Origin of the sequence: Pelolinea submarina (genome assembly GCF_003966975.1) — a bacterium.
Taxonomy (GTDB): domain Bacteria; phylum Chloroflexota; class Anaerolineae; order Anaerolineales; family Anaerolineaceae; genus Pelolinea; species Pelolinea submarina.
The window spans coordinates 2,683,729-2,699,816 of record NZ_AP018437.1 but is presented as its reverse complement, the minus strand read 5'-3'; the positions used below and the strand labels follow the sequence as shown (position 1 = coordinate 2,699,816).

The 16,088-nt window shown below is 54.1% G+C and carries 16 protein-coding genes; 11 read left to right on the top strand and 5 right to left on the bottom strand.

All coding sequences use genetic code 11. The features are described from left to right. Window positions 1-41: 41 nt before the first annotated feature. From nagA to Pelsub_RS11820, 5 genes are all read left to right on the top strand, one after another. Window positions 42-1,211 carry an N-acetylglucosamine-6-phosphate deacetylase gene (gene nagA, locus Pelsub_RS11840; RefSeq protein WP_116223535.1) on the top strand — a complete coding sequence of 390 codons (1,170 nt, stop codon included), beginning with the start codon at window positions 42-44 and terminating at the stop codon, window positions 1,209-1,211. A gap of 1 nt (window position 1,212) precedes the next feature. After that, window positions 1,213-1,959, top strand: coding sequence for a sugar isomerase domain-containing protein (locus Pelsub_RS11835; RefSeq protein ID WP_116223536.1), 747 nt, complete (start codon window positions 1,213-1,215; stop codon window positions 1,957-1,959). 184 nt (window positions 1,960-2,143) lie between these two features. Further along, window positions 2,144-2,845, top strand: coding sequence for an ABC transporter ATP-binding protein (locus tag Pelsub_RS11830; protein WP_116224976.1), 702 nt, complete (start codon window positions 2,144-2,146; stop codon window positions 2,843-2,845). Next, window positions 2,835-3,674 carry an ABC transporter permease gene (locus Pelsub_RS11825; protein ID WP_116223537.1) on the top strand — a complete coding sequence of 280 codons (840 nt, stop codon included), beginning with the start codon at window positions 2,835-2,837 and terminating at the stop codon, window positions 3,672-3,674. The genes Pelsub_RS11830 and Pelsub_RS11825 overlap by 11 nt, the downstream gene beginning before the upstream one ends. Before the next feature lie 422 nt (window positions 3,675-4,096). After that, the gene (locus Pelsub_RS11820; RefSeq protein WP_116223538.1) at window positions 4,097-4,714 is read left to right on the top strand and encodes a hypothetical protein; all 618 of its coding nucleotides are present in this window, start codon (window positions 4,097-4,099) and stop codon (window positions 4,712-4,714) included. Between the two features lie 67 nt (window positions 4,715-4,781). Here Pelsub_RS11820 and Pelsub_RS11815 read toward each other — a convergent pair whose 3' ends face one another. Continuing rightward, window positions 4,782-5,609: an AIM24 family protein gene (locus Pelsub_RS11815; RefSeq protein WP_116223539.1), complete on the bottom strand. Its 828-nt coding sequence runs from the start codon at window positions 5,607-5,609 to the stop codon at window positions 4,782-4,784. Between the two features lie 332 nt (window positions 5,610-5,941). After that, window positions 5,942-6,970 carry a hypothetical protein gene (locus Pelsub_RS11810; protein ID WP_116223540.1) on the bottom strand — a complete coding sequence of 343 codons (1,029 nt, stop codon included), beginning with the start codon at window positions 6,968-6,970 and terminating at the stop codon, window positions 5,942-5,944. Window positions 6,971-7,094: 124 nt separating this feature from the next. On the opposite strand from Pelsub_RS11810, the gene Pelsub_RS11805 reads away from it, so the two are divergent. From Pelsub_RS11805 to Pelsub_RS11780, 6 genes are all read left to right on the top strand, one after another. Beyond that, window positions 7,095-8,114, top strand: coding sequence for a LacI family DNA-binding transcriptional regulator (locus Pelsub_RS11805; protein ID WP_158675096.1), 1,020 nt, complete (start codon window positions 7,095-7,097; stop codon window positions 8,112-8,114). A 92-nt stretch (window positions 8,115-8,206) separates the two neighbouring features. Then, the gene (locus Pelsub_RS11800; RefSeq protein ID WP_158675095.1) at window positions 8,207-9,640 is read left to right on the top strand and encodes an ABC transporter substrate-binding protein; all 1,434 of its coding nucleotides are present in this window, start codon (window positions 8,207-8,209) and stop codon (window positions 9,638-9,640) included. An 81-nt stretch (window positions 9,641-9,721) separates the two neighbouring features. After that, a complete protein-coding gene (locus tag Pelsub_RS11795) occupies window positions 9,722-10,660 on the top strand; it encodes a carbohydrate ABC transporter permease (protein ID WP_116223543.1) in 939 nt (312 codons plus the stop codon). Window positions 10,661-10,673: 13 nt separating this feature from the next. Next, entirely contained in the window at window positions 10,674-11,585 is a 912-nt protein-coding gene (locus tag Pelsub_RS11790) for a carbohydrate ABC transporter permease (protein WP_198418352.1), read from the top strand. Between the two features lie 9 nt (window positions 11,586-11,594). Further along, window positions 11,595-12,863 carry a glycosyltransferase family 4 protein gene (locus Pelsub_RS11785; protein WP_116223544.1) on the top strand — a complete coding sequence of 423 codons (1,269 nt, stop codon included), beginning with the start codon at window positions 11,595-11,597 and terminating at the stop codon, window positions 12,861-12,863. Window positions 12,864-12,877: 14 nt separating this feature from the next. Further along, a complete protein-coding gene (locus Pelsub_RS11780; RefSeq protein WP_126440530.1) occupies window positions 12,878-14,632 on the top strand; it encodes an alpha-amylase family glycosyl hydrolase in 1,755 nt (584 codons plus the stop codon). Window positions 14,633-14,820: 188 nt separating this feature from the next. On the opposite strand, the gene Pelsub_RS11775 is transcribed toward Pelsub_RS11780, so the two are convergent. The 3 genes from Pelsub_RS11775 to Pelsub_RS11765 all read right to left on the bottom strand — a co-directional run bounded on the left by Pelsub_RS11775 (window position 14,821) and on the right by Pelsub_RS11765 (window position 15,942). Continuing rightward, complete coding sequence (locus Pelsub_RS11775; protein ID WP_116223546.1) at window positions 14,821-15,180, bottom strand: NifB/NifX family molybdenum-iron cluster-binding protein; 360 nt, start codon at window positions 15,178-15,180, stop codon at window positions 14,821-14,823. Window positions 15,181-15,252: 72 nt separating this feature from the next. Next, the gene (locus Pelsub_RS11770; RefSeq protein WP_116223547.1) at window positions 15,253-15,561 is read right to left on the bottom strand and encodes a DUF5320 domain-containing protein; all 309 of its coding nucleotides are present in this window, start codon (window positions 15,559-15,561) and stop codon (window positions 15,253-15,255) included. Window positions 15,562-15,588: 27 nt separating this feature from the next. Then, on the bottom strand, window positions 15,589-15,942 hold the full coding sequence (locus Pelsub_RS11765; RefSeq protein ID WP_158675094.1) for a PadR family transcriptional regulator: 354 nt from the start codon (window positions 15,940-15,942) through the stop codon (window positions 15,589-15,591). Window positions 15,943-16,088 lie beyond the last annotated feature (146 nt).

The window sequence follows — 16,088 nt, the reverse complement described above, 5'->3', positions numbered from 1 at the left end:
GGGAGGATGAAGATCCTCCCCTTTTTTTGTAGAATTAATCCATGAAAAAGATCATCCACGCAGCTGTCATCACTGCCAGGGAAACCCTGGCTGACCACACCCTTGAGATCGAAAAAGGGTTGATCCGCGCGCTTTACCCCAGCGCGGCTGGGCACGAACGCGCCAATCAGGAAGAGATTTTTGATGCGCATGGGTTATCCGTTACACCCGGGTTGATTGACATACACATCCACGGATGCAAGGGCGCCGACACGATGGACGCCACACCCGAAGCGCTGAACACAATAAGCGCCACATTGATCCGCCATGGTGTAACGGCTTTTTATGCCACCACGGTAACAGCCGACGAAGAAGCTTTGACGGCCGCGTTGAGCGTGATGGCACAGTACGGCGATCAATTGCCCGGCGCGCAGTTGTTGGGTGCGCACGTGGAAGGGCCTTACATCAACCTGAAATATAAGGGCGCGCAGAATCCACTTTATTTCCGCCACCCTGATCCCACGAAATACCAAGCCTGGATCGAAAATGGTTTGGTCAAACTTATTACAGTCGCGCCGGAAATTCCCGGCGCGGAGGAACTGATCCGTTACTGCGTACAGCACGGCGTGCGCGTAGCCGTCGGGCACAGCAGCGCCAGTTATGAACAGGTATGCGCGGCAGCCGACCTGGGCCTGAGCCAGGCCACCCATTTGTTCAACGGCATGGCCGGCTTGCACCACCGTGAACCGGGTACGGTTGGGGGCGTGCTGCTGGACGAGCGCATCTTTGCCCAGATCATCGCCGACGGCATTCACCTGCACCCGGCTATTGTTAAGCTGGTTGTGCAGACGAAGGGGCTGGAGCGCACCATCCTGATCACGGATGCGATGCGCGCGGCCGGACTGCCGGAGGGAGAATACGAATTGGGCGGGCAGGCAGTTTTTGTCCGGGAGGGGGCTGCCCGCATTGCCAACGGCAGCCTGGCCGGAAGCACGTTAATGCTGGATACGGCGGTGCGGAACACCATGCGCTTCAGCGGGCTGGATTTCCACGAGGTGATCCAAATGGCCACGCGCGTGCCGGCCAAAGCCATGGGAATTGAAGCCGAGCGCGGCATCATCGCGGTGGGAAAGCGGGCCGATCTGGCTTTCTTTGATCGTGAATACCAGGTCATAGCGGCGATGGCGGCGGGCGAGTTCAAGTATCAAAACGAAAATTTTATCGGAGCATAGTATGTCAAAATTGACGCATGAATATTTGGAAGGGCTCATTGCCCTCCTGAAGCAAATAGAAAATGAAGAGAATGACAATATCGACGCGGCAGCGACCCTGATGGCCGACGCGGTGCAGAACGGTGGGCGGCTATTTGCCTTTGGCTGCACACATTCTTCGCTGCCGGTGCAGGACATCGTTTATCGGGCGGGCGGGTTCATGCTGATGAACCCCGTTTACGCGCCGGGTATCGCTCACCTGGATGTGCATCCCAACACACTGACGTCAGCCATTGAACGCATGCCGGGCTATGCCGAGGTGATCCTCGATAACCAGCCCATTCAGGCGGGTGATGTATTGATCATCGTGTCTGTCTCGGGGCGCAATGCTGTGCCGATTGAAATGGCCAAACTGGCGCACGAGCGCGGTATCAAGGTCATCGGAGTGACTTCCTATAAATACTCAAAAGAAGTAACCTCGCGGCATTCTTCCGGGAAAAAGATGTATGAGTTTGCCGATGTTGTGCTGGACAACAAAGTGGAAAAGGGCGATGCCATGCTCTCTGCCGAAGGCCTGAAAGCCAGGTTTACCCCCGGTTCAGGCGTGACCAGCACAGCTCTGCTGCACTGCCTGACCACGGCCACCATTGAGAAGCTGTTGGAGCGGGGCATTACCCCGCCCGTGCTGATCGCGGCCAACGTGGACGGAGGCGCGGAGCATAACCAGAAAATGTTCGAGCAATACGCAGATCGCATCTTCTACTTATAAGAAAGAGAAAGGTAGTGTAAATATCCCTCTCCGGTAGAGGGATATTTTTATTTATAGCCAAAATGTTTCTCTTCAATCTAACTCATAACCATTGCGAAAAACTCGCGAATTCCGAAGGCTCAGGCGGATTTTTCCAGGGAGGGTAAAATAAACCGTTTGAAAACAATGAAAGATGGAGAAATTTATGCAATCGGATCGATCCAGCGGACAGGACACCATCCTGAAAGTACAAGACCTGGGTTATCAGAATGACGGCAAGGTCATTCTGAAAGATATCAGCTTCGATTTGAAGCTGGGCGAGCATCTGGCCGTGGTGGGCAGCAGCGGCAGCGGTAAGTCCACCCTGCTGCGTTTGCTCAACCGCCTGCTCGAACCCACGCAGGGCCGAGTAGTCTATAAAGGCCGTGATTACAAAGAAACTCCCCCGCGCGAGCTGCGCCGCAAGATCGGCTTGATCCTGCAGCAGCCTTACCTGTTCCCCGGTACGGTGGCCGATAACCTGCGCTTCGGTCCGGCTCAAAGACAAGCGGAGATCTCGGACGAGGCCATCGCGGAGCTGCTGTCCAATGTGGACCTGCCGGATTTTGCCGGGCGCGATGTAGCCAACCTGTCCGGCGGCGAGGCGCAGCGCGTGTCCATCGCGCGCACGCTGGCCAACTCCCCGGAAATTCTGTTGATGGACGAGCCTACCTCCGCGCTGGACGAAGAATCGCGTTTGCAGGTGGAAAAGCTGTTGTGCGATATTGCTCAACGCCAAAAGCTGACCTTCATCATCGTCACACACGACATGCAGCAGGCCGGGCGGCTGGCCGAGACGGCGCTGGTGCTGGAAGGCGGCCGTGTGCAGCAATACGGGCCGGTGGAGGAGATCATCCATGCTAAATAACCTTTTCAGCAATCAAATTGTCCTGGGTTTTGTGCAGGTCGCCATCGCCTTTGTGCTGGCTCTGCTGGTGGTGCTGATCGCCAACCGGCGCGGCATTCATATTGAGAAGGAAGTGCTGGTCAGCCTGCTGCGCGGCATCGTGCAGATCACGGTGGTCGGCTCGCTGCTGCTGGCATTATTGAAAAGCCCAACCTGGGCCGGCATCCTCATCCTGTTGGGTATGTTCCTGGCAGCTGCGCGCACGGCCGCCCGCCGCGCCAAGGGCGTGAACGGCGCTTTCCGCGCCTCCTTCTACGGTATTGCCATCGCTTCGGGTGTGGTGATCGGCGTGATGAGCGCACTGGGTGTGATTGAGTACAAGCTGCTTTCGCTGGTGCCGGTGGGCAGCATGATCATCTCGGCTGCCATGAACTCCAACGCGCTGGCGCTCAACCGCTTCAAGGCGGAGATCGGGTCGCACATCGGCCTGATCGAGACGGCCCTTTCGCTGGGCGCTTCCCCGCAGGAGACAGTCAAACCCTACCTGCAAGCCTCCGTGCACGCCAGCCTGATCCCGCGCATTGATTCGCTGCGCACGCTGGGTATCGTATGGATCCCGGGTTTGATGACCGGTATGGTCATTGCCGGCTCCGACCCTTTTTACGCCGCCATCTACCAGTTCGTTGTGATGGCCATGATCTTCGCCACCTCCGGCCTGTCGGCTATGATCACCATGGCCTTCATCCAAAAAGAGATCTTCTCACCGGCGGAGCAGCTGCTGCTGGTGACTGAAGGAAAAGGAGAAGGAAACGGCAAGAATAACGGCGGAGGGATGAAACGCAACCGGTAAGGCCGATTCGCGCGATCCGCTTAGCAATAAAACGGAGAATAAGATTTTCCCGGACGAATATAAAGCGCTGGCCTGAAACGGCCGGCGCTTTGACTAATGGATTTAATATACTCGAGACGAAAGCGTCCCCATAACGGATTGCTGACTTTCTTTTCCCCCGGCGCATCACTCAAGGCACGTGTTGAAACGACCGTTGCCCCTTTGGGTAGTTCTCATGAGATAAAAATGTCCTTATGAAAATGGGAAAAAGTAAACAAAGCGGAAAATAGTATAATTAATTACAGGAAGGGATTTGTACGCGTTCCATTTAGCCATTTCCAAATTACTATATGCTTCAAATTAGCTTTGGGGTCAGGGAGTGTTATTCAATTTAAGAAGTATGGCGAAAAACATTTGGGAAGGATGAAGACAGGGTGTAAGGAATGAAAAGATATTTTGGATTGCTTGTGGTGGGTGTGTTATTTTTTGTGGCAATGGCTTGTTCGATCAGTTACCATGGACTGGCTATAGGCGATGACGAGAAGCCGAAAGACTTTATCGAGGAAATGCACGAAAAAGCGACGATGGAAACTTTGTTGGGGCAGATGACCGAAGCTCCGCAGGTTGAATCAACGCCGGAGTCGGGACATCAGGCTGCAGCCCCTGCCTCAGCCCCGGCTGTAGCCTCTGCAGTTTCGGATGTGGAGCAGTCCGTTTCCGGCTCGCATGAATACTCCGCTGTTTCGAGCAATTTTACCTGCGTCTGCCAGGAAACCGAGAACATGATCGTGGATTTTGAATTTTCCGAGAGTCAGGTTGCGGTCGATTTTGGCGGGGGTGAGCCGCAAGTCTTCGAAAAAATCGGGGAGAACCAATACCAGATAACCAGGATGGGATATTACATTTTGAGAGAAAGGGAGGGGGATCCGACCTCAGATATCAAGGTCGATCGGGAAGAGCGCACTGTGATCACCCTTACCGATACCGGCTACGTGATGGATAATTACCAGGGTGAAGATGCTTCGCCTTGCTGTACCTATACGATGACCAAAGTGAAGTAACAACGCAAAGCCTGTTGTGAAAAGCGCCGGATTCCCGGCGCTTTTTCTTCAATTTTCCTTAAAGAGATTATTTCGTCTTGGTATTGCTCACGCCTTTTTGGTTGAACATCTCGGTGATCGTTTTATGGCCCATATTATTGTAAACACCCTGAGTGGGGGCGATCCAGACATAGCCGCTGCCTTCGAAGGTTTGCAGCAGCCCTTCACCCGAAACGCCGGTGGATAACCAGTTCTTGCTGCTCTTTTCGACTTTGAAATTAATGCTCTCGTTTCTCATCAAAGCGAAGTTGCCATCCACAAACAATTTCTCGTTGTTGAGCTGGTATTTGATGATCTCCTGCGCCGGGACGGGCGAACACAGAATGGCGATGCCGTTTCCATAGATGCGTGTTTGGAAGAAACCCTCCCCGCCGAACAGGGCAGAGGAAATGTTCTTTTGGATGACCGCGGAAATGTCCAGCCCCTGCGTGCCGGCGTAGAACAGGCTTCTATCGACAATCAAGCCGCCCTCGTTCTTGTCGACCTTGTGCAGCATGAAATGGCCGAAGGTGGGCTCAAAGTAGATCTCCCCGCTGCCGACGATCTCGTTGACGAAGAAGGTCTCGCCCGAAACCATTTTCCTGGCCAGGCCCTGCATGACGCCCCCGCCGGTGCTGGCCTGCATTTTCAGGTTGCCCTTCATGAAATACAGCGAACCCGGCTCGACGCGCACCTTCGAGTTGTTCAAAATCACCCGCACCATTTTCAGGCGGATGCCGACCTCCTTGGCGAAGAATAACTTCTCGGCCACCTGAATATTGGCGGAGCCTTTCAGTTCCTTGAATTGCACCACCTCTACTTTAGTGCCGTCTTCGGATGTGATACTGTCTATGACTTCCAGTTCATCGATGTTCATTTTCTCTCTCCCTGGGATTTCGAATTTTACTAATTATACGTTTATGACTGTGGACTTGGTGGTATGGATATGTCAACAGTGAGGTGTTAGTGGGTAATGTTATTTGGGTTTTCGACAAAATCACCACTTCTATCCGCGAAGGAAGTGGCGACTTGGTCACCGCGGCTATCCACGTGAAGGATTATCCGATCTTGATCAAGTTGCTTAATATGGCACCAAGGTAAGTTTTTGATTTTAATTTTTTCGGGGATCTCATAATGAATTTACCGTAGCCTATTAGGCGGAACCACCATTATTTTTTGTAAATATTCAGGAAATTAAATGTCATTTCTTTATTCATTATTTTTAAATTCAGATCTAATCAATTTCCATGGCATGAATTTTATTTTTAAAAGCCCTATTGGTGTGTAGTAAGCGTTAGGGATTATTGCTAGATTACGTAGATGATTTTGGACTAGTAAAATTAACGAATTCCACCATGATTCCGAAAAATATGTATTTTCAATATACGCAAAAAAAACTTGGACAATGAATTCAAGTAAATGTTCACTACTGTTTTGGGATAATGACCTAAGGAATTGTTCGGGAACCTTCCACTCTTTAGGCCAGATGAATACAATAATCCCGCCTTTGTCAGTAGGAATCATCCCAAACAGAAAAGACTGTTGCTCGCTGTTAGAATCATGCAATTCTTGCAATACATTGCCATCTAAATCAACATTGGGTGAAATTGCACCCGTACTTACAACTGAAATATCTCCTTCGAACTCCACGGTCCAATTATTCCATCCGGAATAATCTTTTGTGAGAAGTTGCTTATCCATTTTGGTTTTGAGTTGAAGAAAATGTTCAAGACCTTTTTGATATCCTAAATCTTGGACTTCAATTAAATGTAATCTTTTTTCTCTTTCTTCTTCGGTTAAACCAGAGTCAGTTTTTGCTTGTTTTATAATTTCGGGCGAAGCTCTGAGTGCACCTCTCTTTTGATAAATTTCGTGGCAAAGCGCACGATATCCAATCAAGAAGAATTGCTCAGGAGTCCCTGTAAAAGGATGATCTTCAATTGGATTAAATGTTGATTTATCGTGAATACCACAAAAACCTTTGATGGTTGATGCTCTTCTCCATCCCACCCTTATTGGTTCCAAACCTTCGCTTTTATAGAAAGTGAGGACATGATTATCGAGACTAATTATTCTTTCTAATAATCCAGACCTCTGTATTGTATGTGCTGAAATGATTTTGTCACAGATTGACGGTGATGCAGACGGATGCATACATACAGCTTCATCCCAATGCTTATTTATTGTTTCTCTGTACGCCTCGGCAGGTAATCCTGATTTCTTTTTATGGCTTCCCATCTTTATTTCTAGAATGATATCACTAAAAAATAGAAAAACCTAATTATTTGTTTCTTGAAATCCAAAACGTTTTGGGTTATACTGGAAAAGTACCCAAAACGTTTTGGTTATTTCAGGAGGAATTGTGCAGCCCACCATCCGCGACATCGCTAAAAAGGTCAACCGTTCCATCACTACCGTCTCACGCGCCTTGCACGATTACGACGACGTCAGCGAAGAAACCAAGGAGCTGGTGCGCCAGGCAGCCAAAGAAATGGGCTACGTAGCCAACAAGCAGGCGCAATTGCTGCGCCAGCAGCACACCGACACGATCGGTTTCATCCTGCCCACCTTCGGCCCGCGCTTTTCCGACCCCTTCTTCAGTGAGTTCCTGGCCGGCATTGGCAACGCGGCCGCCGAGCAAGACTACGACCTGCTGGTCTCGACCTGCCCGCCCGGCGCGCACGAAATGGACACCTACGAGAAGTTCGTGCAGAGCCGCCGCGTGGACGGATTCATCATCGTGCGCACACGCGTGGACGACCAGCGCATCCGCTACCTGGATTCGATCAACTTTCCCTTTGTAGCCTTCGGGCGCGTGCCCGGGCTGGAGCACATCCCCTACATCGACGAAAATTCCGAACAGGGCATGCGCTTGATCGTAGACCACCTGGTCAAGCTGGGCCACCGGCGCTTTGCCTGCATCGCGCCCTCGCTTAACATGACCTTCGCCACGCACCGCATGAAGGGCCTCAAAGAAGGCTTGGCCAAGCACGGCATCAGCATGCGGCCCGAATACGTGCTGACCGGCGACCTGACCGAGAAGGGCGGCTACGAGCGCACCCTGGAGCTGATCGGCTTGCCCGAACGCCCCACGGCCATCGTAGCCTGCAACGACCTGATGGCCATCGGCGCCATCCGCGCCATCCAGGATTCCGGCCTGACGGTCGGGCGCGAGATTTCCGTGACCGGCTTTGACGACATCCCCATTTCTGAATACGTGCAGCCCTCGCTGACCACCGTGTCGCAGCCGATTTACCAGATCGGCCGCTCGGCCTGCGAGATGTTGGTGGACCTGCTGAATGAAGTGGCATTCGATCGCAAGCAGATCCTGCTGGAACCTGCTTTGATGATAAGAAATTCAACCGGTATTCCGATTGCGTAAATTAACAGACTGACTCAGGAGGTGAATAAACACAAGCAAAAATGATATTTCAAGGGGAAAAGGCGAATGAGAAAAAAATGAAAGGAAGAGAAATGAAAAGAAAATTCATGTTAGTGACTTTATTGGTCCTGGTGGCTTTTGTGGCCGTGCAGTGCGCGCCCGCAGCCGCTGAGGAGGTTATGGAGGCGCAACCGGACGCGGAAACACTGTCCGAAGAAGTAGCCGTGCCCGTTGCTGAAGCAGCCCCGGCCGATAAGGTGGTGGTGGAATTCTGGACCACCGATAACGAGGAAGAACGGGTGGACGCTTACGAAGCGGTCGCCCAGAAATACATGGAAGCGCACCCCGAAGTGGATGTGCGCATCGTCCCGATTGAAGAAGCCGGCGTTACCCAGCGCATCGCCACGGCTCTGGCAGCCAACCGCCTGCCGGATATCGTGCGCATGGGCGTTGAACGCGTGGCGGCCTTCGCCGCCGATGGCATCCTGGATGAGGACGCCTCCACCGCCGTGATCGACAGCATTGGCAAGGATGACTTCCGCGCCAGCCCGTTGAACATGGTGGTTGACCCGGGTACCGGCAAGTACGCGGCCGTGCCTTACGACGGCTGGGTGCAGGCACTTTGGTACCGCTCGGACATCTTTGACACGCTGGGCCTGAACGCTCCCGTTACCTGGGACGACATCAACGCAGCTTGCGACGCGCTGCCCGGCACCGAGAACCTGATCTACGCGCTGGGCCTGGGCACCGACCCCGGCCAGAATTACGGCCATCAGGTCTTTGAGCAGGTAGCTATCTCCAACGGCGCCTGGCCGTTCGATGAGGCCGGCAACGTCACCATGGATACCCCCGAAATGATCGCCGCGCTGGAATTCTATACCGGTTTGCAGCGCTGCGCGCTGCCCGGCCCGCAATACTGGCAGGGTGCCCGCGAATCCTATGAGCTGGATCAGTCCGGCATGATGTTCTACAGCACCTATATCATGGACGACCTGGTGGAAGGCTCCGGCCTGACCGATGGCGGCAAAGTGCAAATCGCGGTGGAAGATCTGGCCCTCAAGACCGGTTTTGCCCCGCAAATGGAAGGCGCCAACGGCGGTTCAGCCTCCTATGGCCAATTGGTTACCCTGGCTATTATGGACGGCGCTGACCCCGAAGCGCAGGATGTGGTTGAATATTTCCTGAAGGATGGCTATATGGACATTTTGACGCTGGCCCCCTTTGGTAAAGTGCCGGTGCTAAAGAGCGCCGTGGCCGGCTGGAAAGACCTCAGCCCCTTCTTCGCTAATTACTCCAGCGAAACGCTGGATCAAATTGCCAACGGCTACGACACCGTGAACCGCTGGCTGTTCCGCGCCGATTACGACGCGACCGAGAAAGCTGTCATTGGCGACATCGAAGGCACGCTTTTGATTCCGCAAGTGATCAGCAACATCGCCCTGGAAGGCAACATGACGCCCGAAACCGGCGCCGCCTGGCTGCAGGAGCAGGTGGAAGCTTTGGTTGCGGAAAGAACCGCAGAATAACATCGCTTAAGAATTCGTTTTTCAATGGCAGGTATATGACTGAAAGGCCATATACCTGCCGATAACAGGCAAGGAATAACCATGAAAAATTCCGGCAGATTGGGTAAAGGCATCACACTGCGGCAGCGCGAAGAGCGCTTGGCCTGGCGCTTGATTGCACCCACCGCCATCATTGTTTTAGGTCTGGTATTATTTCCGGCGATTTTTAACGTCTGGATCAGCTTTCATAAAGTCAACCTGGGAGCGCTGCGAGACGTGTTCGGCGCGCCTTTCAACGGGCTGGCAAATTACAAGAACGTCATCAACGATTTTTCTTTTAAATTCGAGAATTTCCAGAACATGGGTGTGGTGGTCACCAGCATCATTTACTCGCTGGCTTCCACCATCCTAACCGTGCTGCTGGGGCTGGGGGCGGCGCTGCTGCTCAACCGGCCTTTCAAGGGCCGCGGCGTTACGCGCGCGCTCTTCCTGTTTCCTTACGTGGCGCCCATTGTCAGTGTGGCCTTCGTGTGGCGCTGGATATTGGACCCGCGCCAATCGGGCGTGATGAACGACATTCTGACGCGTATGGGTGTGATCGACATGCCGCAGGCTTATCTTTCCACGCGCGGGCTGGCGCTGCTGCTGGTGATCATCTTTGAAGCCTGGCGCTACTTCCCCTTTGCCATGCTGATGATCCTGGCGCGCTTGCAGGCCATCGAAGACGCTCTGTATGAAGCCGCGGAAGTGGACGGGGCCAACAACTGGCAGAAATTCCAGCACATCACCATCCCCGAGCTGCGTTACGTGTTGGGAGCCACTTTTCTGCTGCGCCTGTTGTGGACCTTCAACAAATTTGACGACATCTTCCTGTTGACCGGAGGCGGGTTCGGCACCAAAGTACTGCCCATCCTGACCTATGAGTTCAGCTTCAAGACCTTCAACTTCGGAAAGGGCGCCGCGGCGGCCATGCTGCAGCTGGTGCTGGTGCTGGCTTTTATGCTGGTGTACCTGAAGTTCGTCATGAAAGAAGAAGACTAACGGGAGCCTGACAGTGACAAAAACGAATACCCATAAAAAGCAAACCATCTTTGACTATCTGGCCGCCCGTTTCAGCTTGAAGCAGTTCATCTTCTGGATTGTGCTGATATTCTTTCTGGTGACTATTCTGTTCCCGTTCTATTGGATGGTCAGTTCCTCCTTCAAGACCTACGCCGAAATTGGCGGGCGCGCGCCGGTGTATGTGCCCTCCAAATTGCGCCTGGACGCCTACAGCGAGCTGTTTGATCCCAGCAACCCCAGTTATCAAAACTTCGGGCGCAATATCCGCAATAGCTTGCTGGTGTCCGTGCCGACCGCGCTGATCGCGGTGATCCTGTCCACGTTGGGAGCGTACGCCATCGCGCGTTTCCATTTCAAGGGCAAGAACGCCCTGCTGAACAGCGTGCTGTTGATATATCTGTTTCCGGGCGTGCTGCTGATCATCCCGCTGTTTGCCATGTTGTCGCACTTTGCCACATTATTCGGATTTGAGGTGCAGGATAACCTGGTGGTGCTGGTCATCACCTACCTGTCGCAGACACTGCCGGTGGCGCTGTATATGTTGACCAACTATTTCCGCACCATCCCGGATGAGATAGAACAGGCCGCCCTAATCGACGGCTGCTCGCACATGCGTGTGATCACCAAGATCACCATCCCACTGTCCGTTCCGGCCCTGGTGTCGGTGTTCATTTATACCTTCATGATCGCCTGGAACGAATTCCTGTATGCCTTCATCTTTCTGAACAGCCGCAGCCTGTTCACCATGCCCATCCAGATCAACACCATTTTCAACGATCCCAGCCCGCGCCCGCACGTAGTTATGGCGGCTTCCACCATCATGACCCTGCCGATCATCATCCTGTTCCTTTCGCTGGAGAAGTTCCTCGAAAAAGGGCTGGTGTCCGGGGGCGTGAAGGGGTAGGCAGCCATTATGCGTATAGGAATCATATCCACACGCATTTGCGGCAGCGACGGCGTGTCGCTGGAGATTCGCAAGTGGGCCGCCATCCTGCGGCGCCAAGGGCACGAGCTGTATTACTGCGCCGGTGAACTGGAAGGGGGCCTGGAAGGCAGGCTGGTGCCGCGCATGCACTTTCAGGATGCGGAAATTGAAGCGCTGCAGCGCGATATCTTCTGCGCGGAATGCGATGAACAAAAGGTGCGGGGGCGTATGGATATGCTGCGCGCCGGGCTGCGCGCGGAGTTGGCCGATTTTCTGGACCACTACCACATCCAGCTCATCATCGTGGAAAACGCGCTGGCCATTCCCATGAATGTGCCGCTGGCGCTGGCACTGCGCGACCTCATTGAGGACCGCCGCCTGTCGACTATCGCGCACCACCACGATTTTATGTGGGAACGCGAGCGTTTCGCGGTCAGTTGGATGAAGGCCGAACTGGAAGCGGTTTTCCCGCCGAAATCGGAATCCATCGTGCACGTGGTGATCAATTCGCTGGCGCACGAAGCACTGCACGCGCGCACCGGCATTGCGGCCGAGGTCATCCCCAATATCTTCGATTTCACCCATTTTCACTACGGGTTGGATGAAGCGGCCCTGGGTTTCCGCCAGGCTGTGGGGGTGGGCGAGCGGGACTGGCTGGTGCTGCAGCCCACGCGCATCATCCCGCGCAAGGGCATCGAGGATGCCATCGAACTGGTGCGCCAGCTGCGCCTGCCGCTCAACCGCGGACGCTTGTTCGCCCGCGAGGTCAAACTGGTGCTCTCGCACCCCAGCGGCGACGAGGGTCAGGAATATTTCCACAAATTACAGGACCAGGCACGGGACAGCGGTGTGCCGCTGATCTACGCGGCCGACAAGGTGGCTATCAGCGAGCGCGGGCCCAAGCAGCCCGGCCAGTTCCGGCTGTGGGACGCTTACCTGAACGCGGATTTTGTAACCTATCCCAGCCGCATCGAAGGATTCGGCAATGCCTTTTTGGAGGCGGTCTATTACCGCCTACCGCTGCTGATCCGGCGCTACCCGGTTTTCATCCGTGATATCGAACCGCTGGACTTCGACCTGATCAGTTTCGACGAGGAAATTACCCCGGCTGTGTTGGAGCAGGTGCTGGCCGTGATGGCGGATCCCATCCGGCGGCGGCGCATGACGGAATGGAATTTCAACCTGGCCAAGGACCATTTTTCCTACCGGGCGGTTACGGGAAAATTTAAAAAGATAGTTGAGCGCTGTGTCTCATAAAGGAAAATGGCGCATTGAATAATCGGAAAGTTATGGAGCCTTTGGAAAGAATACGGAAACAACTCGAGCAGATCTACACCGGCGCGCAGGCGGAACAAGCTTACCGCGCCATCCTGAATAGACTGGCGCAGGTCAAAGCGCCGGAAGCGCCATCCGGACGCTACGCTTTCACCCAGAAAGATATGGTGCTGATCACCTATGCCGACCAGTTCCAATTTGCGCAGGCTCCCGCATTGAAAGGGCTGGCCTGGTTTGCGGGAAAATACCTGAAGGGCGCCTTCAACACCATCCACATCCTGCCTTTCTTCCCTTACTCCTCGGATGACGGTTTTTCCGTCATTGATTATTACCGCGTCGCGGATAATTTCGGCGATTGGACGGACATCCGCGCGCTTTCGGAACAGTTCCGCCTGATGGTGGACGGGGTCTTCAACCACGTTTCGCGTCAAAGCGCCTGGTTCAGGTCTTTCCTGGAAGGGCAGGCGCCTTTTTCGGATTATTTCATCACGGTTGCGCCGGACGCGGACCTTTCGGCCGTCATGCGCCCGCGCACCACGCCTTTATTGACGGCGGTGCTGACCGCACAGGGCGAAAGGCAGGTTTGGACGACTTTCTCGGATGATCAGATTGATTTGAATTTTGCCAATCCGCAGGTGCTGCTGGAGATTGTGGATGTGCTGCTGTTCTATGTGAAGCAGGGCGCGAGCATTATCCGCATCGACGCGGTGCCTTTCCTGTGGAAAGAGATCGGCACCGACTGCATCCACCGCCCGCAAACGCACGCCATCATCAAACTGCTGCGGGCTGTGCTGGACGCGGCCGCGCCGAATGTGGCGGTCATCACCGAAAGCAACGTGCCTTTCGATGAAAATATTTCTTATCTGGGGGATTTGGCCGCGCTGGATGGGCAGGGCGACGAGGCCCAGCTGGTCTATCAGTTTTCGCTGGGGCCGTTGGTGCTGCACGCGCTCAGCAGCGGCAGCGCGCGCAAGCTGGCCGATTGGGTGGACACGCTGCCCGCGCCTTACGATTATTTCAACTTCATCGCCTCCCACGACGGTATCGGCCTGCTGCCCGCGCAGGGCATCCTGGATGAAGCCGATATTCAAGCTTTGATCGATCAAACAGAGGCGCACGGCGGGCTGCTTTCCTATAAAACGGACGCGCAGGGCAAGCGGCAGGTTTATGAACTGAACATCAGCCTGTATGATTTCCTCAACGATCCGGCCGCGCCACGGCCCGGATTGGACACCGAGCGTTATCTCACTTCCCAGACGATTATGCTGGAATTGGCAGGCGTGCCGGGGGTATACGTGCACAGCCTGTTTGGCAGCGGGAATTGTAAGGAATGCGTCGCCGAAAGCGGCCGCGCGCGCTCCATAAACCGCGAGAAATTTCAGGTTGAAGCGCTTGAGCGGGAGCTGGCCGGCGATTCCCGCGCCGCGCAGATTCTAACCCGTTATCTGGCCCTGGCGGCCCTGCGCGCGGCGCATCCGGCCTTCAGCCCCCGCGCCGCACAGCGCGTGCTGCGCTTGGACGAGCACGTCTTTGCGCTGCTGCGCCGGGACGGGCAGAGCGGTGAGTGCATCCTGTGCCTGTCCAACCTGAGCCAATCCGAGTTGAAATTCACGCTGAATTGGCAGGCGGACTTGGGGTGCGATCACGCCGGTGAAGCACTGCGCGACCTGATCGCGAAAGAAACCATTCCCCAGGAGGATGGGCGGGCGGAAATCAGGCTGGCGCCGTATCAATCGCGCTGGCTGGTCTGACCTGATCTGCCTAGCGGGGAAAAGGGCTGTCCGCAGCTGGCATTGTCCAAGCGCATACGCGCGTACCTGGGAGGGCAGGTGATTGATCCCCTGGATCTGGTGGACCGGCCCGAATATTGCGATAATCCCTAGGTAATTTCCCAAAAATGGTATTAAAAACTTATAGATGAAACCGGCCGGAGCCGGAATTAAATCCCCGTGCCGGCCGGTTCGTAGGCGGCCAATTGACCGCGACGGAAAGCCTTGAGCGCTTCTTCAACAAGGCTGTCGAAAAATATGTAAATCCAGATGCCGGCTTTGTTGAGCACTTCGTAAGCTTTTTGGCCGAATTTATCGCTGATAACCGCGTCGACGTTATTCCTGGCAATCATTTGCGCGGTCTTCGCGTCCGTGTCCGTATCGCCGGCGCCGGTTTTGACCAGATTCGGCCGGATTTTGAAAAAGCCGTTGTCCGCATCCACGAACATGAAATATGGGGAGCTTCCAAATGTAGAACTGACCGGAGAATCCATCCCTTTATCTTCCAGTAAACTGATTGCGAGTTGCATTAAACCTCCTTTTTGAGCAAAAAAAGCGGCAGCCTTAATAAAAGGCTGCCTGGTTGGTTCGGATGAGAAGCTTTATGCAGCCTTTTCGGATTCGCCTTCCATGGCGCTGATTTCCTGGCGCACTTCCGCCAGCTGGCCTTCCAGCCAGGTCTCGCGCGTGCGCAGCATATCCAGCTTTTCTTCGGGTTTGTCCTCGGGGTAGGGCACTTCGAAGGCAGCGTAGCGCATGCTTCTGCCCATGCCGCCGAAACGCCGGCGCATACGCATGGGTCCGCAACCCATGGCTGCGTAACCGGGCATGTCGAGACCGGCACAGTAACCCATTCCGCGACCGCTCATCGGGCCGTTCCCCCAAGGTCCATAGTAATTTCCTCTTGGCATTGATTTACTCCTTTAATACTTGATTCTTTATTTGTCAGTTTTCATGTGGCTTTCATAAGCCTGGATCCATTCGTCGATTTTTTGACGGATTTTTTTCAATTCTTCCAGATGCTGGGCCAGCATTTCCTGGCCGTTGGGGGTCAGGTGATATACCCGCCGGGGCGGTCCCTGGCTGTCTTTTTCATCCCAGCTGGAACTGATGAGCCTTTCTGCTTCCAAGCCATGCAGCGCACGGTAAATCAGGCTGGGGTCGATATCGCCCAAGCCGAATTCCTTCAGGCGCTCCATCAGTTCGTAGCCGTGGGCCGGGCCTTGCTGCATGATCAGCAACAAACTGGGTTGCAGCATCAGCCTTCCGCGCCCGTGGCGGCTTCTATTCATGTGTCTAATATCTCTCATGTTGGGTATTATAGCAAACTATATGCTAAAAGTCAATAGTTAATAAGCAAATAGATAAATGTCTATAGACAAATGTCAGTAGTAGTAAATATTCCATTAATTGTCAGAATGGATAAGATATGATAGGA